14 protein-coding genes and 2 pseudogenes are annotated in these 20,557 nt (G+C 34.8%); 7 read left to right on the plus strand and 9 right to left on the minus strand.

The annotated features are described in order from the left end of the window. Positions 1-98: 98 nt before the first annotated feature. A complete protein-coding gene (locus tag IRZ78_RS03250) occupies positions 99-725 on the plus strand; it encodes a hypothetical protein (RefSeq protein WP_194615160.1) in 627 nt (208 codons plus the stop codon). Then, a complete protein-coding gene (gene mfd, locus IRZ78_RS03255; protein WP_194615161.1) occupies positions 718-4,083 on the plus strand; it encodes a transcription-repair coupling factor in 3,366 nt (1,121 codons plus the stop codon). The genes IRZ78_RS03250 and mfd overlap by 8 nt, the downstream gene beginning before the upstream one ends. 137 nt (positions 4,084-4,220) lie before the next feature. On the opposite strand, the gene IRZ78_RS03260 is transcribed toward mfd, so the two are convergent. Next, the gene (locus IRZ78_RS03260) at positions 4,221-4,952 is read right to left on the minus strand and encodes an AAA family ATPase (RefSeq protein ID WP_194615162.1); all 732 of its coding nucleotides are present in this window, start codon (positions 4,950-4,952) and stop codon (positions 4,221-4,223) included. Positions 4,953-5,166: 214 nt separating this feature from the next. On the opposite strand from IRZ78_RS03260, the gene IRZ78_RS03265 reads away from it, so the two are divergent. Continuing rightward, positions 5,167-5,721: a DUF5683 domain-containing protein gene (locus IRZ78_RS03265; protein WP_194615163.1), complete on the plus strand. Its 555-nt coding sequence runs from the start codon at positions 5,167-5,169 to the stop codon at positions 5,719-5,721. Positions 5,722-5,862: 141 nt separating this feature from the next. On the opposite strand, the gene IRZ78_RS03270 is transcribed toward IRZ78_RS03265, so the two are convergent. The 6 genes and pseudogenes from IRZ78_RS03270 to IRZ78_RS03295 all read right to left on the minus strand — a co-directional run bounded on the left by IRZ78_RS03270 (position 5,863) and on the right by IRZ78_RS03295 (position 11,581). Further along, positions 5,863-8,043, minus strand: coding sequence for a glycoside hydrolase family 97 protein (locus IRZ78_RS03270; protein ID WP_228520348.1), 2,181 nt, complete (start codon positions 8,041-8,043; stop codon positions 5,863-5,865). 49 nt (positions 8,044-8,092) lie between these two features. After that, on the minus strand, positions 8,093-8,530 hold the full coding sequence (locus IRZ78_RS03275) for a hypothetical protein (protein ID WP_228520349.1): 438 nt from the start codon (positions 8,528-8,530) through the stop codon (positions 8,093-8,095). A gap of 111 nt (positions 8,531-8,641) precedes the next feature. Next, complete coding sequence (locus IRZ78_RS03280; RefSeq protein WP_228520351.1) at positions 8,642-8,929, minus strand: sigma-70 region 4 domain-containing protein; 288 nt, start codon at positions 8,927-8,929, stop codon at positions 8,642-8,644. Positions 8,930-9,376: 447 nt separating this feature from the next. Next, the gene (locus IRZ78_RS03285; protein WP_008466087.1) at positions 9,377-10,033 is read right to left on the minus strand and encodes a hypothetical protein; all 657 of its coding nucleotides are present in this window, start codon (positions 10,031-10,033) and stop codon (positions 9,377-9,379) included. Between the two features lie 119 nt (positions 10,034-10,152). After that, positions 10,153-10,524: pseudogene (locus IRZ78_RS03290) on the minus strand (YraN family protein). A gap of 157 nt (positions 10,525-10,681) precedes the next feature. Then, positions 10,682-11,581 carry an LD-carboxypeptidase gene (locus tag IRZ78_RS03295; protein WP_194615164.1) on the minus strand — a complete coding sequence of 300 codons (900 nt, stop codon included), beginning with the start codon at positions 11,579-11,581 and terminating at the stop codon, positions 10,682-10,684. Between the two features lie 229 nt (positions 11,582-11,810). On the opposite strand from IRZ78_RS03295, the pseudogene IRZ78_RS03300 reads away from it, so the two are divergent. The 3 genes and pseudogenes from IRZ78_RS03300 (at position 11,811) to IRZ78_RS03310 (ending at position 14,503) form a co-directional block, all read left to right on the plus strand. Then, positions 11,811-12,912, plus strand: a pseudogene (locus tag IRZ78_RS03300) (endonuclease/exonuclease/phosphatase family protein). 85 nt (positions 12,913-12,997) lie between these two features. After that, the gene (locus tag IRZ78_RS03305; RefSeq protein ID WP_194615165.1) at positions 12,998-13,537 is read left to right on the plus strand and encodes a 3-hydroxyanthranilate 3,4-dioxygenase; all 540 of its coding nucleotides are present in this window, start codon (positions 12,998-13,000) and stop codon (positions 13,535-13,537) included. 171 nt (positions 13,538-13,708) lie between these two features. Beyond that, positions 13,709-14,503 (plus strand): hypothetical protein, encoded by a 795-nt coding sequence (locus IRZ78_RS03310; protein ID WP_194615166.1) that lies wholly within the window; start codon positions 13,709-13,711, stop codon positions 14,501-14,503. 151 nt (positions 14,504-14,654) lie between these two features. On the opposite strand, the gene IRZ78_RS03315 is transcribed toward IRZ78_RS03310, so the two are convergent. Next, positions 14,655-15,614 (minus strand): 3',5'-cyclic-nucleotide phosphodiesterase, encoded by a 960-nt coding sequence (locus tag IRZ78_RS03315; protein WP_194615167.1) that lies wholly within the window; start codon positions 15,612-15,614, stop codon positions 14,655-14,657. Between the two features lie 181 nt (positions 15,615-15,795). Between IRZ78_RS03315 and IRZ78_RS03320 the strand changes: the two genes are divergently transcribed. After that, positions 15,796-17,349, plus strand: a complete 1,554-nt coding sequence (locus IRZ78_RS03320; protein ID WP_194615168.1) for an aldehyde dehydrogenase family protein — start codon at positions 15,796-15,798, stop codon at positions 17,347-17,349. A gap of 74 nt (positions 17,350-17,423) precedes the next feature. Here IRZ78_RS03320 and IRZ78_RS03325 read toward each other — a convergent pair whose 3' ends face one another. Then, a complete protein-coding gene (locus IRZ78_RS03325) occupies positions 17,424-20,264 on the minus strand; it encodes a T9SS type A sorting domain-containing protein (RefSeq protein WP_194615169.1) in 2,841 nt (946 codons plus the stop codon). Between the last annotated feature and the right edge of the window lie 293 nt (positions 20,265-20,557).

Raw genomic sequence — 20,557 nt, forward strand, 5'->3', positions numbered from 1 at the left:
GGCCAAAAAAACAACCATGATTTATAGAATCTTTAGCAAAAAACAGAATTCGTAATTGTAAATTTACTTTGTAACTTTGTAGCTTAATGTTTTACCAAATGAAATATAAAATATCTCTTTTTCTGCTTTTTGTTTTTGTATTGAATTCATGCCAAAATGAAGACGAAAAACGTCGCGCTGAGAATGAAAAAGAAGCTAAAAAAAAGGAAGTTATTTTTAATAATATCAATAAAGGCTGGGTCTTTATCGATGAGCCAATCAATGAAATTTCAGAACAAAAAGTAAGTTCATGGAATGAATGGCGTGAATTTTTAAAAGAAATTGGAGATAAACCAAGAAAAACCATTGGAGCATTCCAGAAAAAGTCAACTGCTATTTCAAAAAAAGCGATGGCGCTAAACAGCAATATTCCTGCAGAATTTAATGTCCCTGCCATAAAAAGCCGAATTTCTATTTTGATTACTAAAGTCAAAATGATGGATTTATTTATCCATTTGAATCAGATTCCGGCTGATAAAGTGACTTTTTTGGTGGGAGATATCAATAAAGAATTAGTGTCCTTACAAAGACAGATGGATAATATTTTTGTGAAAAGTAAAATTCCGAAAGAACAGGGAGAAGAGGACTTCCTGAAAATGTTAGATACAACACGTGCAATTCCGAACTCGAATCCAGTTCCGGTTCAGGCACAAAATTTAGATAAAAAAATACAAAGAGTTGAGTAAAAATGCCTTATATACAATGTATGATAATCTGCCAAAAAATCAGCAGATTGCCACACAATTATTAGAACAAAATCAGATAAAAATGCATCTTAACGGATTGTTAGGATCTGCAGTTTCATTTGTTTTACGCGCTGTTTTCAAAAAAGCTGAGCTGCCTTTTCTGGTTGTTTTAGACAATAAAGAAGAAGCTGCTTATTACCTTAACGATCTTGAACAAATGATCGGGGAACAAGACGTATTGTTTTACCCTGCATCATTTCGACGCCCGTATCAGGTTGATGAAACAGATAATGCCAATGTTTTACTCCGCGCTGAGGTTTTAAACAGAATTAATTCCCGCAAGAAACCCGCCATAATTGTTACCTATCCTGAAGCTCTTTTCGAGAAAGTGGTAACAAGACAACAATTAGACAAAAACACTTTAAAAGTAGCTTTAAACGATAAAATTTCGATCGATTTTATCAACGAAGTTTTATTCGAATACGAATTCAAGAGAGTCGATTTTATTACAGAACCGGGCGAATTTTCGGTTCGTGGAGGTATTGTGGATGTATTCTCTTTTTCAAACGATCATCCTTATAGAATTGAGTTTTTTGGTAATGAAGTTGACAGTATCAGAAGTTTTGATGTAGAAACTCAATTATCTGTAGAAACTCATAAAAAAATCACGATAATCCCAAATGTCGAGAATAAGATATTTCAGGAAAACCGCGAAAGTTTCTTAGATTATATTGCAGAGAAAACCGTTATTTTTATTCAAAATACCGATGGACTTTTTAGCCAGCTAGACAAGCAATTTGCGAGAGCCGAAGAAGCTTTTGAGAAACTTTCGGGTGAAATAAAACATGCCACTCCGGAACAATTATTTTTAAATCAGGCTTCGTTTATCAAACGGGCTTTAGATTTTTCGGTAGTAGAATTGGCTTCAAAGCCCATTTTTAAAACGACTAAAACATTCGATTTTCATATTCAGCCGCAACCCTCTTTCAACAAGCAGTTTGATTTGTTATTGAATAATCTGAGCGACAATCATTTCAACGGATACAAGAATTATTTATTCTGTTCGAATGAAACGCAGGCGAAACGTTTTCATGATATTTTCGAAAGCTTAGATGAAGCGAATTCCGAGAATATTAGAAAACAATACCATACCATTGTATTGCCATTATATCAAGGATTTATTGACGAAGAAAATCAGATTACGGCGTATACCGATCACCAGATTTTTGAGCGTTATCATAAATTCAACATTAAAAACGGATATTCTAAAAAGCAGAATATTACGCTTAAGGAATTAACAGCACTTTCGGTTGGTGATTATGTAACACACATCGATCACGGAATTGGGAAGTTTGGCGGATTACAGAAAATTCAGGTCGAAGGAAAAACGCAGGAAGCCATAAAATTGGTTTATGCCGATAATGATATTGTGTATGTAAGTATACATTCGCTTCATAAAATCTCCAAATACAACGGAAAAGACGGAACGCCGCCTAAAATCTATAAATTAGGATCGAACGCCTGGAAAATTTTAAAACAAAAAACCAAAGCGCGCGTCAAACATATTGCTTTCAACCTGATTCAATTGTATGCAAAACGTCGTTTAGAAAAAGGTTTTCAGTTTGCGCCGGACAGTTATTTGCAAAACGAATTAGAAAGTTCGTTTATCTACGAAGATACGCCTGATCAAACCAAATCGACACAAGAAGTAAAATCCGATATGGAAAGCGATCGTCCAATGGATCGTTTGGTTTGTGGAGATGTAGGTTTCGGAAAAACTGAGGTTGCCATTCGTGCCGCTTTCAAAGCCGTTGACAATAGTAAACAGGTTGCCGTTTTGGTTCCGACAACTATTTTGGCCTATCAGCATTACAGAACATTTTCGGAACGATTAAAAGATATGCCGGTTTCAATTGGTTATTTAAACCGATTCAGAACTGCCAAACAGAAAGCACAAACCTTAAAAGATTTAGCCGAAGGAAAATTAGATATTGTTATCGGTACGCATCAATTAGTCAACAAAAATGTAGTTTTTAAAGATCTTGGTTTATTGATTGTCGATGAGGAACAAAAGTTTGGAGTAAACGTAAAAGATAAACTCAAAACCATTGCGGCGAATGTTGATACGTTGACATTAACGGCAACGCCAATTCCGAGAACGCTTCAGTTTTCGTTAATGGCAGCGCGTGATTTATCGGTAATTACAACGCCTCCGCCAAACAGATATCCTATAGAAACCAATGTCGTTGGGTTTAATGAAGAAGTAATTCGCGATGCAATTTCATATGAAATTCAGCGTAACGGACAAGTTTTCTTCATTAATAACCGAATCGAAAATATAAAAGAAGTTGCGGGAATGATTCAGCGTTTGGTTCCAAATGCAAGAGTCGGAATTGGTCACGGACAAATGGAAGGCGCCAAACTAGAGGAGTTGATGTTAGGTTTCATGAACGGAGATTTTGATGTTTTGGTAGCAACCACAATCATCGAAAGTGGTTTGGATGTACCCAATGCCAACACGATTTTCATCAACAATGCCAATAATTTCGGATTATCTGATTTACATCAAATGCGTGGGCGAGTAGGGCGAAGCAATAAAAAAGCATTCTGTTATTTCATCTGCCCGCCCTATTCATCTATGACCGAAGATGCAAGAAAACGTATTCAGGCTTTAGAACAATTCAGCGAATTAGGAAGCGGTTTCAACATAGCGATGAAAGATCTTGAAATTCGTGGTGCAGGAGATTTATTAGGTGGCGAACAAAGCGGTTTCATCAACGAAATTGGTTTTGATACCTACCAGAAAATCATGAACGAAGCTATCGAGGAATTAAAAGAAAACGAATTCAAAGATTTATATCCGGAAGAGAACGATATTGAAACGAAGGAATATGTAAAAGATTTACAAATCGATACCGATTTTGAACTCTTATTCTCTGACGAATACATCAATAATGTCACAGAGCGTCTAAGTTTATATAACGAGTTAGGTTCTGTAAAAAATGAAGAAGAACTGGTTATCTTTCAAAATAAATTAATAGACCGTTTCGGGCCAATGCCTCCGCGTGCCAATGCGTTGATGAACAGTATTCGCATCAAATGGATTGCTACCAACGTAGGTATTGAGAAACTAGTAATGAAAAAAGGTAAAATGATTGGTTATTTCGTTTCAGACCAACAATCTGATTATTACCAATCGTCTAAGTTTAGAAAGGTTTTACAATTTGTACAAAAACATAGTAACCTTTGCCAAATGAAAGAAAAACAAACGCCAAACGGTTTACGACTTTTATTGACTTTCGAAAATGTTAAATCGACCAAACGGGCTTTGGAATTGATGGAATTGTTGGGGGAGTAATTTTTTTATTTTTTAGGAGCAGATCTATTTCGTTTCATAAGAGCTTTAGTCCCGCTATCCCTTGCAATCTTTTGTGCCGAACCCCGGCACAAAAGGATTTTGAGTCCTATCGGGGCTAGGCGAGAAGTTTAGTAGTTCTAATTGTTATGATCTAATAAAATCTCAGTCATATTTTTATAATTATTAAGAAAACCTTTGGTAACCAGATAATGTTCGGTTTCTTCATAATCGATTTGTCTTATTCCTTTTTCATCCAGTTGATATATTATGGCATTTGGATACGCCAAAAGAATTGGAGAATGAGTAGCGATTATAAATTGTGAATTATTTTTTACATGCTCATCTATTGCTGTAAACATCGTAAGTTGTCTCATGGGAGATAAAGCAGCTTCGGGCTCATCAAATATATAAAGTCCGTTACCACCTAATCTTTCAGTAAGGATTTTCATGAAAGATTCACCATGAGAACATTCATGTAAAGAGTGTCCCGTTCCTTGTAGATTATCAGTTTCTTCCATGTAAGTGGCAAGGTTGTAAAAACTTTCGGCACGAAGAAAATAATAATCTTTTGGAAGGCTGTAACTTTTTACAATCTTTAAATAATTAAAAAGACCTGAAATATTTTGATGCGTACTAAAACGAGCATGTTTACTTCCTCCTTCTTGTCCAAGTCCCATGTTTAAAGCAATAGCTTCAATTAAAGTAGATTTTCCAGAGCCATTTTCTCCTACAATAAATGTAACATCGGGGTGAAATTCTACTTTGTCCAATCCTTTTATAGAAGGTATGGTAAATGGATACTGTTGATAACTCTCAATCAAATCTCTTTTAAGTGAAATCTCTTTTAAATAAGGTTTGTCTGTTATCATTAGGAACTATTTTTAATTTGAATGCCCAAAAATAAAACATTTAAGCTAAGGAGTTCCTTAATCTGTTTTGCCATAAAGTTTATATTATGAGTTTAATTCGTAGCAAAAAAACTATTCTAAAAATCTAAAGATTAAGTTTTATTTATCTTTTACTTAGGAAAATCCTTAGAACTAATAAGTTTTCTTTGAGAGAAATTTTAAAGTAAACTTCTCTATGCAATATCAATTTATTCTCTTGTTTTTATTTTTTGGATTAACCTCAATTTTCGCTCAGGAAAAGAAACAAATCGTTTTAAATGATTCTCTAAAATCAGAAGAAATTGATCCGCTTCGTCCTGCAAAAGCAGCATTTTACTCGGCTATTTTTCCTGGTTTAGGACAGATTTATAATAAAAAATATTGGAAACTTCCTTTGGTTTATGGAGCAATAGGGACTAGTACTTACTTTTATATTGATAGTCAGAAAAACTATAATATTTACAGAGACGAATATAAAAAGAGACTTGCCGGAAATACCAGTGGTTCTCAATTTTTGGCCAACTTAAGTGAAAGTCAGTTAGTATCTGCCCAAAAGCAATTTCAACGAAACAGAGATTTATCCGCTTTATTTATCGTCGGGTTTTATGTTTTGAATATTATCGATGCTAATATTGATGCTGCTTTATCTCAATTTAATATGAGCGAAAATTTAGCCTTTAAACCTGCGATTATAAAAAATGATATTGCATTCAATAATAATTTCGGTTTTGCTTGTTCCTACTCTTTTTAAGAGCTTCAAACTTATAAATTATAAAAGGATTAAAAAGATTATATAATCTGTGAGAATCTTTTTAATCTGTGGCTAACTTTTTTAAAATAAAAAAAGGCGTATGAGAATTTCATACGCCTTTTAGTTTTAATTCAATAGAATTTACAATTTCTTTAATCCCTTTAATTCTGCAGCATTTCCTTCTTTAATGCTAATGGCAACGCCACCGCCTGGGGCTAAATATTGTTTTAAAATTGTTTTAGAATTTACTACAACTTTAGTCACCGTATATTTTTGTGGATTTACGTTCCAATTAGCTTCTTTTGCATCAGCATAAATCGTAGCGATGAATTTTTTTCCGGCTGGTAAATAATCAAAAGTAATGTTGGCAGTTCTTGAATTTTCATCGGTAATTCCTCCAATATACCATTCATTTTTTCCTTTTGCTTTACGGGCAATTGTGATGTAATCTCCCGGTTCAGCTTCAAGAATATAACTGTTATCCCAATCTACAGCAACATCTTTGATGAACTGAAATGCATCTGGAAAACGCTCGTAATTCCCCGGAATATCGGCCGCCATTTGCAACGGACTGTACATTGTAACGTAATACGCCAATTGTTTTACTAAAGTAGTATTAACACGCTGCGAACTTCCGGTTCCGTAATACGAAAGATCTGTCTGGAAAATTCCTGGTGTATAATCCATTGGTCCTCCCATTAAACGGGTAAATGGTAAAATCGTGGTATGATCCGGAGCTAATCCTCCCATAGATTCAAACTCGGTTCCGCGGGCAGATTCTTGTGCAATCCAGTTTGGGAAAGTTCTGTTTAAACCCGTTGGTCGAACAGCTTCATGACTGTTAATCATGATTTTATAATCGGCGGCGCGTTTGGCTACGTTTATGTAATGATTTACCATCCATTGTCCGTCATGATGTTCGCCACGCGGAATAATTTTACCTACATAACCTGTTTTTACAGCATCATAACCGTTGTCATTCATAAACTGAAAAGCACGATCTAAACGACGCTCATAATTGGTTGCTGATCCTGAAGTTTCGTGGTGCATGATAATTTTCACACCTTTTGAAGCTGCATAAGCGTGAACCGCTTTTACATCAAAATCCGGATAAGCTGTTATGTAATCAAAAACTTCTTCTTTCCAGTTGTTGATCCAGTCTTCCCAACCAATATTCCAGCCTTCGATCAGGATCGCATCGAAACCATTTTTAGAAGCAAAATCAATATATTCTTTTGCGCGTTCTGTTGTGGCTCCGTGTTTTCCATTGGGTGTAAGTTTTGTAAAATCATCTGTCAATTTTACGTTGGTCTCTTTCCCAAAAGCCCACGTACTTTTTCCGGCTACAAAATATTCCCACCAAATCCCGATGTATTTTACGGGTTTTATCCACGAAAGATCTTTATAACTTGTTGGTTCGTTGAGGTTCAGAATTAATTTTGAAGCTAAAATTTCTGTTGCTTTATCGCTTACAACAATAGTTCTCCAAGGAGATTTTGCATCGGTTTGCATATAACCTTTTGCACCAACAGCATCAGGCGCTAAATGACTGCGCATTTTGTAATTTACAGCATCAACTTCAAGATACATGGCCGGATAATTGATCAAACCTGCTTCGTGAATGTTGATATACAAACCGTCATCGGATTTCATCATAGATGGTGTTTGAACCGATAATTCCTTAATTGGCCATTGCGAATTGATTTCGATAGTTGCTTTTTTCATCAGCGAAGGAACTTCAGAAATCTTCGAAGTCGTATAGGCATATTCATTGGTATCATAATCTCCCGGAATCCAGAAAATTTTATGATTTCCGGCCAGATTAAATTCAGAACGTTCTTCTTTTATTACAAAATAATTCAGATCATTTTGCTTTGGGAATTCATATCTAAAACCCAATCCGTCGTTGAATAAACGGAAACGTATGCGAATGTATCTGTTGTTATTTTTGGCTTGAGCCAAAGTCACAACCAATTCGTTGTAATTGTTACGAATTGTTTTTTCTTCGCCTAAAACCGGATTCCAATTTTCATCTACAGAAGATTGTCCCGTATTTGTAACGGTAAAACCATCCATGAATGAAGGCAAATCTTTTAATTCTAAGCCTAATGAACTTGGTTTTATAACTGCTTTTTGTTTGTATGATAATTGGTATGACGGAATTCCGCCTTCTTTTAATTCAAATTTTAAAGAAAGATTTTTGTTTGGCGAAGTTATTTCCTGCGCCTGAAGCCATAATGAGTTGGCACAGACAAAAAGTAACAGCGCGATTTTTTTGCCCAAACGAATTTGGAAAAAAGTTTTTTGGGATTGAAAATTCATGTTTATTTAGTTTTTTGCAAATCTAATTTAATTTTAAAGTTGCGCAGTATTAATTCTTCAATACTAAGTATTGAAAAGGAAATAATGTAATTTCAGTGCCAAGAGTTACTGCATTTCCTGTAAAAGCATCTTTCCATGTTCCTTTTAATGAATTTGCAACAAGATATTTTGCATCATTATTAGTTAAGTTCGAAAACACTAAAACTTTTTCAGCATCTTTTACCATTGTAAAAGCACTTACAGCATCGCTGCTGTATCCGGTATAAGTTCCTTTTTTTATAGCAGTACTTGAGTTTCTGAAAGCAATTATTTTCTTGTATTGAGCCAGCATTTCTGAATCTGCAGTTGACCAGTCGATTGGAGTTTTGGCGAAATAGTTGTAAATCATCGGAACAGATTTCATGTAAGCGGCAACGAGGAATGTAGCTATAGATCCTTTTACCGCCAAAAAGTTCAATTGGAGTTCCTCCTGTAAAGTTGGCATCATGATTGCTGGTATATCTTACGATTTATCGTCCTCATTGTTGCGTTCTTTGCAGTTAAGCAAAAAAAATCACCCGGAAAGAGTGATTTTAATGGTTAAATGTGGTTTTTTGGTTTAGATAATTTGGTCATGAATCTGAAAAAAGACCCGCATCGATTCTAATGCTTTACTCATTTGGTTCTTGACTATATTGATTGAGATGCCGAGTTCCTGACTGATTTCTTCGTAACTCATGCCTTTGTTCTGGGGACATCTTAAAAATTTGCTTTCGTTTTGGAGGCAATTACCCCCCATCGCTTCTTTTCGTAATTTCCTGCAATCAGCTTCACAAATTAGATAATCACTATAATTATGAGATTTCTGACTTTCGTAAAAAAAACTCTTCTTTAAGTAATGCATCATTTACCATTTTTGAATTCACTCGCCAATAATTGCCGTTATGTTCTTTGCTTCTAACATTAATTTAATTAGTCCTTATTTAAATCTAATTATATTATGATACTATCAAATTTGATACTCTAATTTGCTGACTGGTTAGCAAATATATAAAAATATTATTCGCAATAAATTTTATTAAAAAAAACTTAATTCTATCTTTTTTAATAAAATTTATACTGAATCCCAGTAAATGCAGTGGTAAGAGCCTTTTTATCAGGTGACTATGTTTTTAACTTAAATTTGTAAAATTAATTATTCAGATGAATATTTATTGCGAATATTCTTATTTGCTGCCATACAGAATGACGATTTTACAATTAAAGGGTAAAAAAAATCCTTTTACCTTTCTGGAGAAGAAAAGATAAAAGGATTAGTATAATAACGAATCTTAATGATTCTGTGATAAATTTATTAGTTTTTCAGGTCTTTTATTACCTTAAAAGCAACATCAACCTGATCTTCTCCAACTAAAATGGTGAATTCATTCGAAGTCGAAATTACCTCATTAATGATAATTCCTTCCCAGGCCAAACGTTGAAAAATGAAATAATAAATACCCGGAACCACGATGTTTTCTTTTGGTAATTTTACAGTAATTGAAGCCAGGTTATCTAATTTCTGAATTAGTTTTTCGCGCATAAAGTGCTTTTCAACCAAATGATTTACACTGCTGCTAACCACAATATTAGTCTCATTTACACCACGAGATGAGGTATAAAATATATCAGATAAAGCATTAATGTCAGAAATTAAATCGGCTTGTTTGTTTAAAACAGTTTCAGAAGCTGCAAAAGTGTAATCCGTCAATTCAGATCGAACTGTGATTTCACCAATATTCTTGATTACTTTATTGATTTTATGGTTCAGTTTAAAATCTAATTCTTCCGTGAGTCGTTTCAGCGACATTACAACAGCACCTTGTTTCACTTCTTTGCCAAATTCACTTTCCAATTCGGTCATAATGTTCCGTGAAAGCGACGTCAGGTTGATGATTCCAAGCGATAGCGCATTTAATAAAAAAGGTTTTGTTTTGATGTAATTTTCGACGATTGAAGAAACGGTTTTCATAATTTTTTTTCTTTTTTTTGTAACTTAATTGTGTGGTTTAGTTAATAGGGGATGTTATAAATTCCTGCAAATATAAATAAAAAAACAATTTGTTACAAATATAACAATAAAAAATTATGTTAAAAATGATAAAAAGCATCTGTAAAATGTTCAATTACAAATGTTTCGCCTTTTTTATGAATGGATACAATGTCAAATCTAATGTTTAAATCATCACAAAAATCCTTTTCCCTATCGTTTATGTAGGCATTTACTGCTTTTATAAGAAGTTGAATCTTTTTTGGTTTCACAAAATCTTGCGGAGCACCAAAATCTAAACTTGATATTGTTTTCACTTCAATTATGGTCAAAAGAGATTCTTTTTGCGCAATAATATCAATTTCGGCCTTCTGAAAAGTCTAATTTCGATCTAAAATTTTATATCCTTCTTTGCGGAGAAATTCTACAGCAAGTTCTTCACCTTTTTTCCCAAGTTCATTATGTTTAGCCACTTTTAAGTTATGAGTTTTGAGTTATTAGTTTTGAGTTTGTTTTGCACGCAAAGATGCAAAGTCGCAAAGAATTAAATAAAACTTTGCGACTTTGCGTCTTTACGAGATTTTATGTGGTATTTTGGATTCTTCTTAAATGGAAGAAAACAAGAAATTATTATTTTTGAAAAGAAACAGTACTTCCGGTTTCATTAACATCTATTGAAATGGTGCTTCCCATAATAAGCGCTCTGTTATCCTGAATGTGTCCTGCCGGGAAATTAAAGATTACCGGAATATTGTATTTTTTAGTCACATCGTCTACGATTTCAACCGCATTTTTGCCCCATGGGACTTCGTTGTCTTTCATTTTGGTCATTCCGCCAACGATGATTCCTTTTAGGTTTTCAATACAGCCATTACGTCTCAAATTTATCATCATTCGATCGATATGATATAAATATTCGTCAAGATCTTCAATAAATAAAATTTTATCCTTGCAGTCAATAGTCGATGGAGATCCTAATAAACTATATAAAATAGATAAATTGCCGCCTACCAATTCGCCGGTTGCTTTGCCAAAACGGTTCATTTTATCCGGAGCTACAGAATACGATAACGGCTCGCCAAACAAACTCGACTTCATCGAGCTGATTGCAGCCGGAGTAGCACGCGGAATAGTTACGGGCATTACACCATGAATAGATTTATAGCCCATAGTATTCAAATGATTGTGCAAAACCGTCACATCGCTAAACCCGATAACCCATTTTGGGTGTTGTTTGAATTTAGTAAAGTCCAATAGATCAATCATTCTCACGGTTCCATATCCGCCGCGAACACACCAGATTGCTTTAATATTAGGATTGTCTAATTGATGTTGGAAATCTGCAGCACGCTGCTCGTCAGTTCCGGCAAGTTGATTAAAATCAAGTCCAATTGTGGTTCCCACAGCGGCTTCTAATCCCCAGCTTTTTAATAAATCTATGGTAGGTTTTAAGTTATCGTCGATATTTTTTCTTGCAGTTGCTAAAATCGCTACAGTATCTCCTTTTTGTAAATAAGGTGGTGTTATCATGTTTTGTTGTGATTGACAAGTGAATGAATGCAAAGCAAAAATAAGAAATATGAATTTACAAAAAGGAAAGAGTTTCTTGAAGTGTTGGTTTTGGCTCATGTTCATTGTTTCTTTTGCTAATTCAGTATTAATGATAAACAAATATAGAGATTTTAAAAAATAAAAATATTAGAAAAATCTTACAAATAAATTAATTTGCTTAAATTGAACTTTTTAAAATAGTAAGTTCATGAAGATTATTAGATTTCAGGTATATTTTATTGCGCTGTTTTTTCTTTCGATTTCACATGCACAGTCAAAAAAGTATACCATTCATACCGTTGCGTTTTATAATTTCGAAAATCTTTTCGATACTATAAATGATCCAACAACACATGATGATGAATGGACTCCTGATGGAGCACAACATTGGACCAAGGAAAAATACGAGCAAAAATTAAAAAATCTTTCCCGTGTTTTATCAGAAATAGGAACTCCTGAAAATCCCAATGCGCCAACAATAATTGGAGGTTCTGAAATCGAAAATCGCGGCGTTATCGAAGACTTAATCAAACAACCCAAATTACAGCATTTTGACTACAGAATCATTCATTTTGATTCTCCTGACAAACCAGGAATTGATGTGGCCTTACTCTAATCAAAAAAAATATTTCAGACCCACTTCTTATTCTAATATTCCTTTATATATCTATAAAAATAATACAATTGCAAAAGAAGAAAAGAAAGAAGAACCAGATGATGAAATCGAAATAAAAACAGTCAATAACAATCGAATTTTTACAAGAGATCAGCTTTTAGTAACCGGTTTTCTCGAAGGCGAGGAAATACATATTATTGTCAATCACTGCCCATCGAGATCAGGTGGCGAAAAAAAGAGCAGTCCGTTGCGGGAATTGGCAGGAAGTTTAAATCGAAAAATTATCGATTCGCTCCAACAAATAAATCCCAATGCAAAAGTCATGACGATGGGCGATCTAAATGATGGTCCGTTTAACCGAAGTGTGAAAGTAGCTTTAGGAGCAAAAGCAAAAAAGAGCGAAGTTCCCGAATTTGGTACTTTTAATCCGTTTGAAGAAATAGTAAATAAAGGCATGGGAACGATAGCTTTTAGAGATTCCTCGGATATTTTCGACCAGATCATCATAACCGAATCCCTTATAAAACCGGATTTTTCAACCTTCAAATATTGGAAAGCCGGCATTTTTAGTAAACCCTATCTCATTACAACTTCGGGGCAATACAAAGGATATCCGCTTCGGCATAGTTTAACTGAAGTTGGTTTTAGTGATCATTTCCCGGTTTATATTTATCTGGTCAAGGAGATGAAATAGTTTTCAGTCACGGCTACTGAAAACTGCGACTGCGACTGGAAACTTTTCATTAACTTAGCTTCATAGAAACTCAGTACCACTAAAAATGTCAATAGCAAAACCCTTCAACCTAACCAAATGGATTGACGAAAACCGTCATTTACTTAAACCGCCTGTAGCCAATAAAAATCTTTATGTAGATTCAGGCGATTATATTGTCATGATTGTAGCGGGTCCAAATGCCCGTAAAGATTACCATTATAACGAAACCGAAGAGCTTTTTTATCAACTCGAAGGTAGTATAAAAGTGGTAATTCAGGAAGATGGCGAGCGTAAGGAAATGGAATTGAATGCCGGAGATATGTACCTTCATCCAGCAAAAATCCCTCATTCTCCAGTTCGTTCAGAAGGTTCTATAGGCTTAGTAATCGAGCGCAAGCGTGCTGGAAAAGGATATACTGACGGATTGCTTTGGCATTGCGACAATTGCAATCACAAACTCTACGAAGTGCTTTTTGAACTCCATAATATCGAGAAAGATTTCCTGCCACATTTCGAGCATTTCTATAATTCAGAAGAATTGAGAACCTGCGACAATTGCGGAACTGTAATGGAATCTGATCCGAGATTTGTCGCGAAGAAGTAGTTAATTAGAAATGATTTTCCAAACTTTCGCAGAAATTCTCTTGTGTGGTTTTCGAATATAAAAGGTATATGGGCGGGAATTACAAATTTTGTCCACTTTTTTTAATTCCCCAAAGAAGTTTAAAGTGCTTCACTATAATAGCATTAAAATTTTGTCAATTAATTTAAGAAAATGAAAAGCCATTTTAAAATCATACCTGTTCTAATTTTACTCATTATTGGGTGTAAAAGAAAAGTAATAGAATTTGAACAGCCTAAAATATTAAAAGCAAAATGCAAATTTGATTTAACTATAATGGATTTTAATGAAGATGCAAAACAACTGACATCAAAAATATTTGATGCAACAGCAACAGAGTCTTATTCATGTACAGATGAAAAAATGTATGATAGAAAAACTGGAAGTGTTTTGCCAACTGGCGTAAAAAGATGTGGTTATATGACTATAGAGAAACAAGATAGCGTAGCACATTTTGATGAGTTGTTTTTCCATAGGATTTATATTGAAATAGACGAAAAGAAAAAGATTAAAGCAGTCGTAGGTTATGCAAAATTTAGACAAGAGAAAGAACTTCAAAGACTTATGAAGTCATTTTGTGACAAGTACAAAACTACAGTTGATGGTGTAGAAGAATTAGGTTCCGATTACTATACAGGGCAAGATGTAAATTATGAATGGGGTTTATATGATAGATTTATTCAAGTTCATATAGAAAATGGAAGAGAAATTGAAATCAGTACAAATGCAAAGGATAATTTTAATATTGAATACTTCTATGTTGAATTTTTAATGGTTCCGAGAGAAGAATATCAGCGAATGAAATTTCTAAATTTCAACGAAATAGTTAAAAATAAAAGAATAATGACAGTTGTAAAATCTTATTTTAATTTTGAGTCTATTGATCCATTAAGTGGAAGAAATTCTTCTCAGACATTGGATATATTACAAAATAATACTTCTAAATAAAACTTAATAAGCTAGCTTTGACTTGTCAAATCATCAAAGTCTCCTGTTTACAATTATGTGATGCTTGATATGTTTTTAGAAATATTGGATAGTATAAAACATATACGAAAGTATTGACTACGATCGAATTTCATGTTGTAACGGGAATTTTTTACAACTCAAACTTTTTCCCTTGTTCAGGATAAATAATCTTAAACCCTAAGTCATTTTGCTTTTGCAATTGTTCTTTAAGTTTGATGATGTTTTTGGTTGGCGGTTTCAAATGTGTAACAATAATATTGAAACCTTTTAAAGTTCCTTTTCCTGACAAATTTTCTAAAGTATGAAGTTCTTTCATCAAATAATTTGGCGTTAAATGCCCGAACAAGAATTGATCCGGTTGCTCATTGGGGAACGAAACTTCAATAAAAATTCCTTTCAATTGTTTGCTTTTTACAAGAGGAGCAATCGCTGTCCAAAGTGATTTAAGTTTATCGCTTTTTTCTACAGCATCTGGTCCCGTATCTCCTAAATAAAGCATATAAGATGCTCCATTTCTAACAAGGAAAGCAGTACTTTCAAACGGATTCACATGACTTAACGGAAATGCTTTTACCGTCATAGTTGTATTGGTAATTGGAGTTTCTTCTCCTATATTCAGAGTCTGAAAATGATATTTTTTCAATGGAGTTCCGGGACCTTTATCACCAAAATTGGCCCAGGTTTCATCATTAAAATAATGATTCTCCATCATCTCCATACATTTTTCAGTGGCATAAACTGTTTTCGAAGAATCGGCAGGAGAGTTAATAATCAATCCCGAAAGGTGATCTAAATGTGCGTGCGAAATAAAATATCCTTTAATATACTTACGTAAAACCTCGCTTGTCGAAACTTTAAAAACGTTGTTTTCAATTGCTTTTTCGATTCCCGCATTTATAGTTCCAGCATCCAAAGCAATAAAATCATTCTTATTTGTTGGAGCCACTAAATAAGCCGAAAGATTTTTTTCGTCGATACCACCTTTTATTCCTAACGGAACAACCTGAAAAGCAGATTTTTGTTCTTTTTGAGAAAATGCATTTACAGAAATTAAAACGAAACAAATCAAAAGGCGATTGAAAACAGACATATTTAAATAATTTTGTTCCTGCAAAGTTCCTGAATTAAGGCGAATAAATTGTAGAATATTTCTCTAATTGAGTTTTATTAATCCTAAATTTACTTGATTTTAACAACTTGCTTCGGTTGAAATTCAACTCGAAATAATATCTTTACATAAAAATATAACAATTTTAACTAAAAAAGTTACAATGACAACAATAGCATCGCAATTTGGAATGAATGAGGCTCTGGAAAAATTGGGCATCAAACTGATCAATGAAGGAACATCAACAGGAGTACAAAACTTTTCTTCGGGAGAAATTCTGGATAGTTTTTCACCGGTAGATGGTAAACTAATTGCTTCAGTAAAAATGTCGACACCTGAGGATTACGAAAAAGTAATGCAGGCAGCAACAGAAGCTTTTAAAACTTTCCGTTTGATTCCTGCGCCACAACGTGGAGAAATTGTTCGTCAGTTTGGGCAAAAGTTACGTGAAAATAAAGAGGCTCTAGGTAAATTGGTTTCTTACGAAATGGGAAAATCATTACAGGAAGGATATGGGGAAGTGCAGGAAATGATTGATATCTGCGATTTTGCAGTGGGATTATCTCGTCAGCTTCACGGATTAACGATGCATTCTGAAAGACCTGGACATCGTATGTACGAGCAATATCATTCATTAGGAGTTGTCGGGATTATTTCGGCATTCAACTTTCCGGTTGCAGTTTGGTCCTGGAATACGGCGCTGGCATGGATTTCTGGCGATGTTTGTGTTTGGAAGCCTTCTGAAAAAACACCACTTTGCGGAATTGCCTGTCAAAACATCATCGCACAAGTTATTAAAGAAAACAATTTGCCGGAAGGAATTTCTTGTTTGATTAATGGCGATTATAAAATAGGAGAATTAATGACGGCTGATACCCGTATTCCGTTAGTTTCTGCTACTGGTTCTACCAGAATGGGAAAAATCGTTGCACAAGCTGTTGCGGGACGTTTAGGGAAATCATTATTAGAACTTGGAGGAAATAATGCGATCATTGTTACTCCTGATGCCGATATCAAAATGACCGTTATTGGTGCTGTTTTTGGTGCGGTAGGAACTGCCGGACAACGTTGTACATCTACACGCCGACTGATCATTCACGAAAGTATTTATGATAAAGTAAAAGACGCTTTGGTAGCAGCGTATAAACAATTGCGAATAGGAAATCCGCTTGACGAAAACAATCACGTTGGACCACTAATTGATACTCATGCTGTTGAAATGTATGCTGTCGCTTTGAACAAAGTTGTAGCCGAAGGCGGAAAAATTTTGGTGGAAGGCGGAGTGCTTTCCGGTGAAGGTTATGAAAGCGGCTGTTATGTAAAACCTGCAATTGCCGAAGCTCAAAATTCTTACGCTATTGTACAGCACGAAACATTTGCTCCGGTTTTATATTTAATTAAATATTCAGGTGACGTTGATAATGCTATCGAAATTCAAAATGGAGTGGGGCAAGGGTTATCATCGGCAATTATGACGAATAATTTACGTGAAGCCGAAAGATTTTTATCAGTAGTAGGTTCAGATTGCGGAATTGCAAACGTAAACATCGGAACTTCAGGAGCTGAAATTGGTGGTGCTTTTGGTGGTGAAAAAGAAACCGGAGGCGGACGTGAATCAGGATCTGATGCCTGGAAAATTTATATGCGCCGTCAGACCAATACAATCAATTATACAACAAGTTTACCTTTGGCACAAGGAATCAAATTTGATTTGTAGAATTTTATTGTAAGAATATTATATAAAAATGGCTTCCAATATTTTTGGAAGCCTTTTGCTTTTTAGGTTAGAGGTTATTTCTTTAAAACTGTGTAATTAAATGAACCATCTGTAGTATTTATTTTCAATAAGTAAGTTCCCGGAACCAGATGATTAACATCTATATTTTCCAGATTTTTATCGGCGGTTTTTACTAACATGCCTGAAATATTATAGATCAAAACTTTTTCTATATTTTGTGTAGCAATCGAGATCGATAATGTATTAGTAACAGGATTAGGATATAATACCGGTTTTGCAATTTCTACTGTTTGTGTTGCTTCAAAATTTGCTGTTCGTAAAGTACTTCCCGAATATTCAGTGCTTATATAGAATAAGTTAGCCACAGATCCTTTTGAGATGGTGTGTGAACCCGAAGCAATTGAAGCCGTAACTATTCCTGCAGAAGCAGTATAAGAAACATTATCTATTTTAACTGTTCCTGTAAAGTTCGAATCAAAAACCAAAGTTAATGTCGAAGCGCTTGTTGTGGAGTAAGTAATCGTCGTACTTGATTCGATTTTTAAACGTTCAGTCAAAGTCAATCCGTTATAGGTTACAGACCCGGGCGTAGAATTCATGTTTCCGGTAATAGTGTAGAACGAACTTGTTTTTCCAGAAGTGGTAAAATTGTGAATTTGATTATTACCCGGATTGTTTGTTGTTACCGTGATTGTTCCTGATCCTGTAGCGGGTGTTCCTGTTCCGATTGTAGCAATAGAATATGAAACTGTAGCTGTTGGAGTTCCGGAAATAGTGATCGTTTTTGCCGAAGTATTTTTTACAAAAGTAATTCCCGATGCTGGTAATCCTGTTACTGTTGCGTCTGTTGCATTGCCTCCCCAGGTAAAGACAATCGAAGCAATGGCTGTTCCGCTTGCTACAGTTTGGTTGTTATTAGCTGTAGAAGTAAGAGTTTGACCATTTGCTGCCGAAACAGTAATTGTGCCTGATCCAGTAGCAGCTGTTCCTGTTCCTATTGTAGCAATAGAATAAGATAACGTGGCTGTAGGAGTTCCTGTAATAGTAATAGTTTTAGCGGTTATGTTTTTTACAAAACTAATTCCCGATGCCGGTAATCCCGTTAATGTTGCATCTGTCGCGCTTCCTCCCCAGGTAAAAACAATAGAACTTATAGCTGTTCCGCTTGTTACGGTTTGATTATTGTTTGTTGTCGAAGTAAGGGTTTGAGGGTTCGCGGGCGGAGTTCCTTCGCCTTGCACAGCTACTAATGGTCCCGTATAATTGGTAAGTGCAGATTTTAATGCTGTAATTACCAGAGACGATTTGTCGTCTACACTATTATCAAATGTCCATTTTAGATCTCCTCCGGAAACTCTTCCGGCATATTGTGTTGTTTTTGATTTTGCAACTGCAGGTTGATCTATTACTAAGTTTTTTACATAAAAAGCTGCGTTGGTATCAAAGTTATTATAAGTATTTGCTCCAGATTTAGACTTTACGTTGCTGCTTACAATTTCACCTCTTGTTGTTGCTACATAAGCATCGAAGTCTGTGGTAGAGCTTGTTTTTCCTGAAATGTTGTATAAAGGATTTGTATCGCCATAAGCTACAAACCGCATATTATTTGTAGCAATATCTGCGTCGAAAGTATTGTTGAATGCTTTGATTGAACCTCCCGCTTCGCCTGAAAATGTTCCCATAGTTCCGGCATTATTTACCTGATTGGCTTCGTCCCAGATATCACTTCCCTGTAAAGAGGTCAACATTGGGTATTTGCTATTTCTATAATAATTTCCTTCAACAAATAAAGAAGAACCTAAAGTAGAGCCTGATCCGTATTTTGAAACTCCATCAAAATAATTATTATAAATGTGCGCCGAATAATAACGAACGCGTGGATGACGTGAATCAGAGTGGTCAAACCAGTTATGATGATAGGTAATATACAAACCGCTTGTAGTACCTTCACTTAATCCTAAAAGACTTGCTTTGCCACTATCCCAAAAGTGATTGTAAGCCAGTGTAATATAAGTCGAAGTTTTATTGTCTAATGCCCCGTCTCCTTTTATCTGATCAGCATCGCTGCCCGCATTTCCGTAAAATAAATCGCAATTATGAACCCAAACGTGATCATTATCTTGCTGCATTCCAATATTATCGCCGGCAGTACTATTGCAATTCATAACACCTATATTGCTAATTTCAATATTAGAGGCAGATTTAAGACGAACTCCCCAACCATTTGCAACAGCATCTGTTCCGACCCCTTCGAGAGTAAGATAGCTGGAAGCGTTGTTTGAGTTTTCAATTACAACATCTCCGCCTTCCATCACGGTCATATCAGTGATATTTCCGATCAATCGAATAATAAACGGACGTGTATCCTTTCCTTTTTTAATCGCGTATAAAATATTCTGTAAGCCCACACACGGATTAGAACTTGCACCGGTGATGTCCATAGATATCGTATTTTTAGTATTTTGAGTAATGTAAAGAATTACCGCACCGGCTTTTGGAGTTCCATCAGCATTGTAACCGCCCGGAATGCGTCCTCCGTCAAATGCAAAACCATTACGGTCATGTGCTAAAACAGTTAGATTACTTGTTGTTGAACCTGTTCCTTCAGTTCCTGCTATTACCGGTTTTACTTTTACAGTATACGTTCCGGCTTTTAGACCTGGAATATCAGCGCGAAAATACGAACCATAACTTCTAATAAGCTGGTCGTCTATTTTTTTGTCGACTAAACCATTTCCGGTGTAGTAAACATTATACGTTTGGGCATTACTTACAGGTTGCCATTTTATAAAAACAGATTCTAACCAGCCAGAAGCTTCGTTAATCTGAACTTGTTGCGCCCATGTTTGAATACTGACAAGAAAGAGCGTCAGGATAAGTAGGTTTTTTTTCATAATCGTGGTTTTTTTGTTAATAAAGTTTTTGTGGTTTTTTGGGTATCGAAACTATTTTAATAATTGTAATCGATTACACAAAAGTATATTTATTTTTTTAAATGTGTAATTAATTAGCTATAAAAAAACATAAAACATAAAAATATTTGCTTTTAATAGTTATTATGTAATAAATTACACTAAATGCAATTTATTACATAATTGTAAAATAGCTTGTCAGGGAGTGTTTTTATTGAATTTTGTAAATCTATACAAAGACAGAATACAACAAAATCGCATAAAAATATTGTATC

Source organism: Flavobacterium sp. CSZ (assembly GCF_015350725.1).
In the GTDB taxonomy this organism is placed as follows: domain Bacteria; phylum Bacteroidota; class Bacteroidia; order Flavobacteriales; family Flavobacteriaceae; genus Flavobacterium.

Bases quoted from the DNA above. Each gene is read 5' to 3' on its own strand.
- IRZ78_RS03250 (WP_194615160.1), top strand. From the start codon at position 99: ATGAAATATAAAATATCTCTTTTTCTGCTTTTTGTTTTTGTATTGAAT.
- IRZ78_RS03260 (WP_194615162.1), bottom strand. From the start codon at position 4,952: ATGATAACAGACAAACCTTATTTAAAAGAGATTTCACTTAAAAGAGAT.
- IRZ78_RS03265 (WP_194615163.1), top strand. From the start codon at position 5,167: ATGCAATATCAATTTATTCTCTTGTTTTTATTTTTTGGATTAACCTCA.
- IRZ78_RS03270 (WP_228520348.1), bottom strand. From the start codon at position 8,043: ATGAATTTTCAATCCCAAAAAACTTTTTTCCAAATTCGTTTGGGCAAA.
- IRZ78_RS03275 (WP_228520349.1), bottom strand. From the start codon at position 8,530: ATGATGCCAACTTTACAGGAGGAACTCCAATTGAACTTTTTGGCGGTA.
- IRZ78_RS03280 (WP_228520351.1), bottom strand. From the start codon at position 8,929: ATGATGCATTACTTAAAGAAGAGTTTTTTTTACGAAAGTCAGAAATCT.
- IRZ78_RS03285 (WP_008466087.1), bottom strand. From the start codon at position 10,033: ATGAAAACCGTTTCTTCAATCGTCGAAAATTACATCAAAACAAAACCT.
- IRZ78_RS03295 (WP_194615164.1), bottom strand. From the start codon at position 11,581: ATGATAACACCACCTTATTTACAAAAAGGAGATACTGTAGCGATTTTA.
- IRZ78_RS03305 (WP_194615165.1), top strand. From the start codon at position 12,998: ATGTCAATAGCAAAACCCTTCAACCTAACCAAATGGATTGACGAAAAC.
- IRZ78_RS03310 (WP_194615166.1), top strand. From the start codon at position 13,709: ATGAAAAGCCATTTTAAAATCATACCTGTTCTAATTTTACTCATTATT.
- IRZ78_RS03315 (WP_194615167.1), bottom strand. From the start codon at position 15,614: ATGTCTGTTTTCAATCGCCTTTTGATTTGTTTCGTTTTAATTTCTGTA.
- IRZ78_RS03320 (WP_194615168.1), top strand. From the start codon at position 15,796: ATGACAACAATAGCATCGCAATTTGGAATGAATGAGGCTCTGGAAAAA.
- IRZ78_RS03325 (WP_194615169.1), bottom strand. From the start codon at position 20,264: ATGAAAAAAAACCTACTTATCCTGACGCTCTTTCTTGTCAGTATTCAA.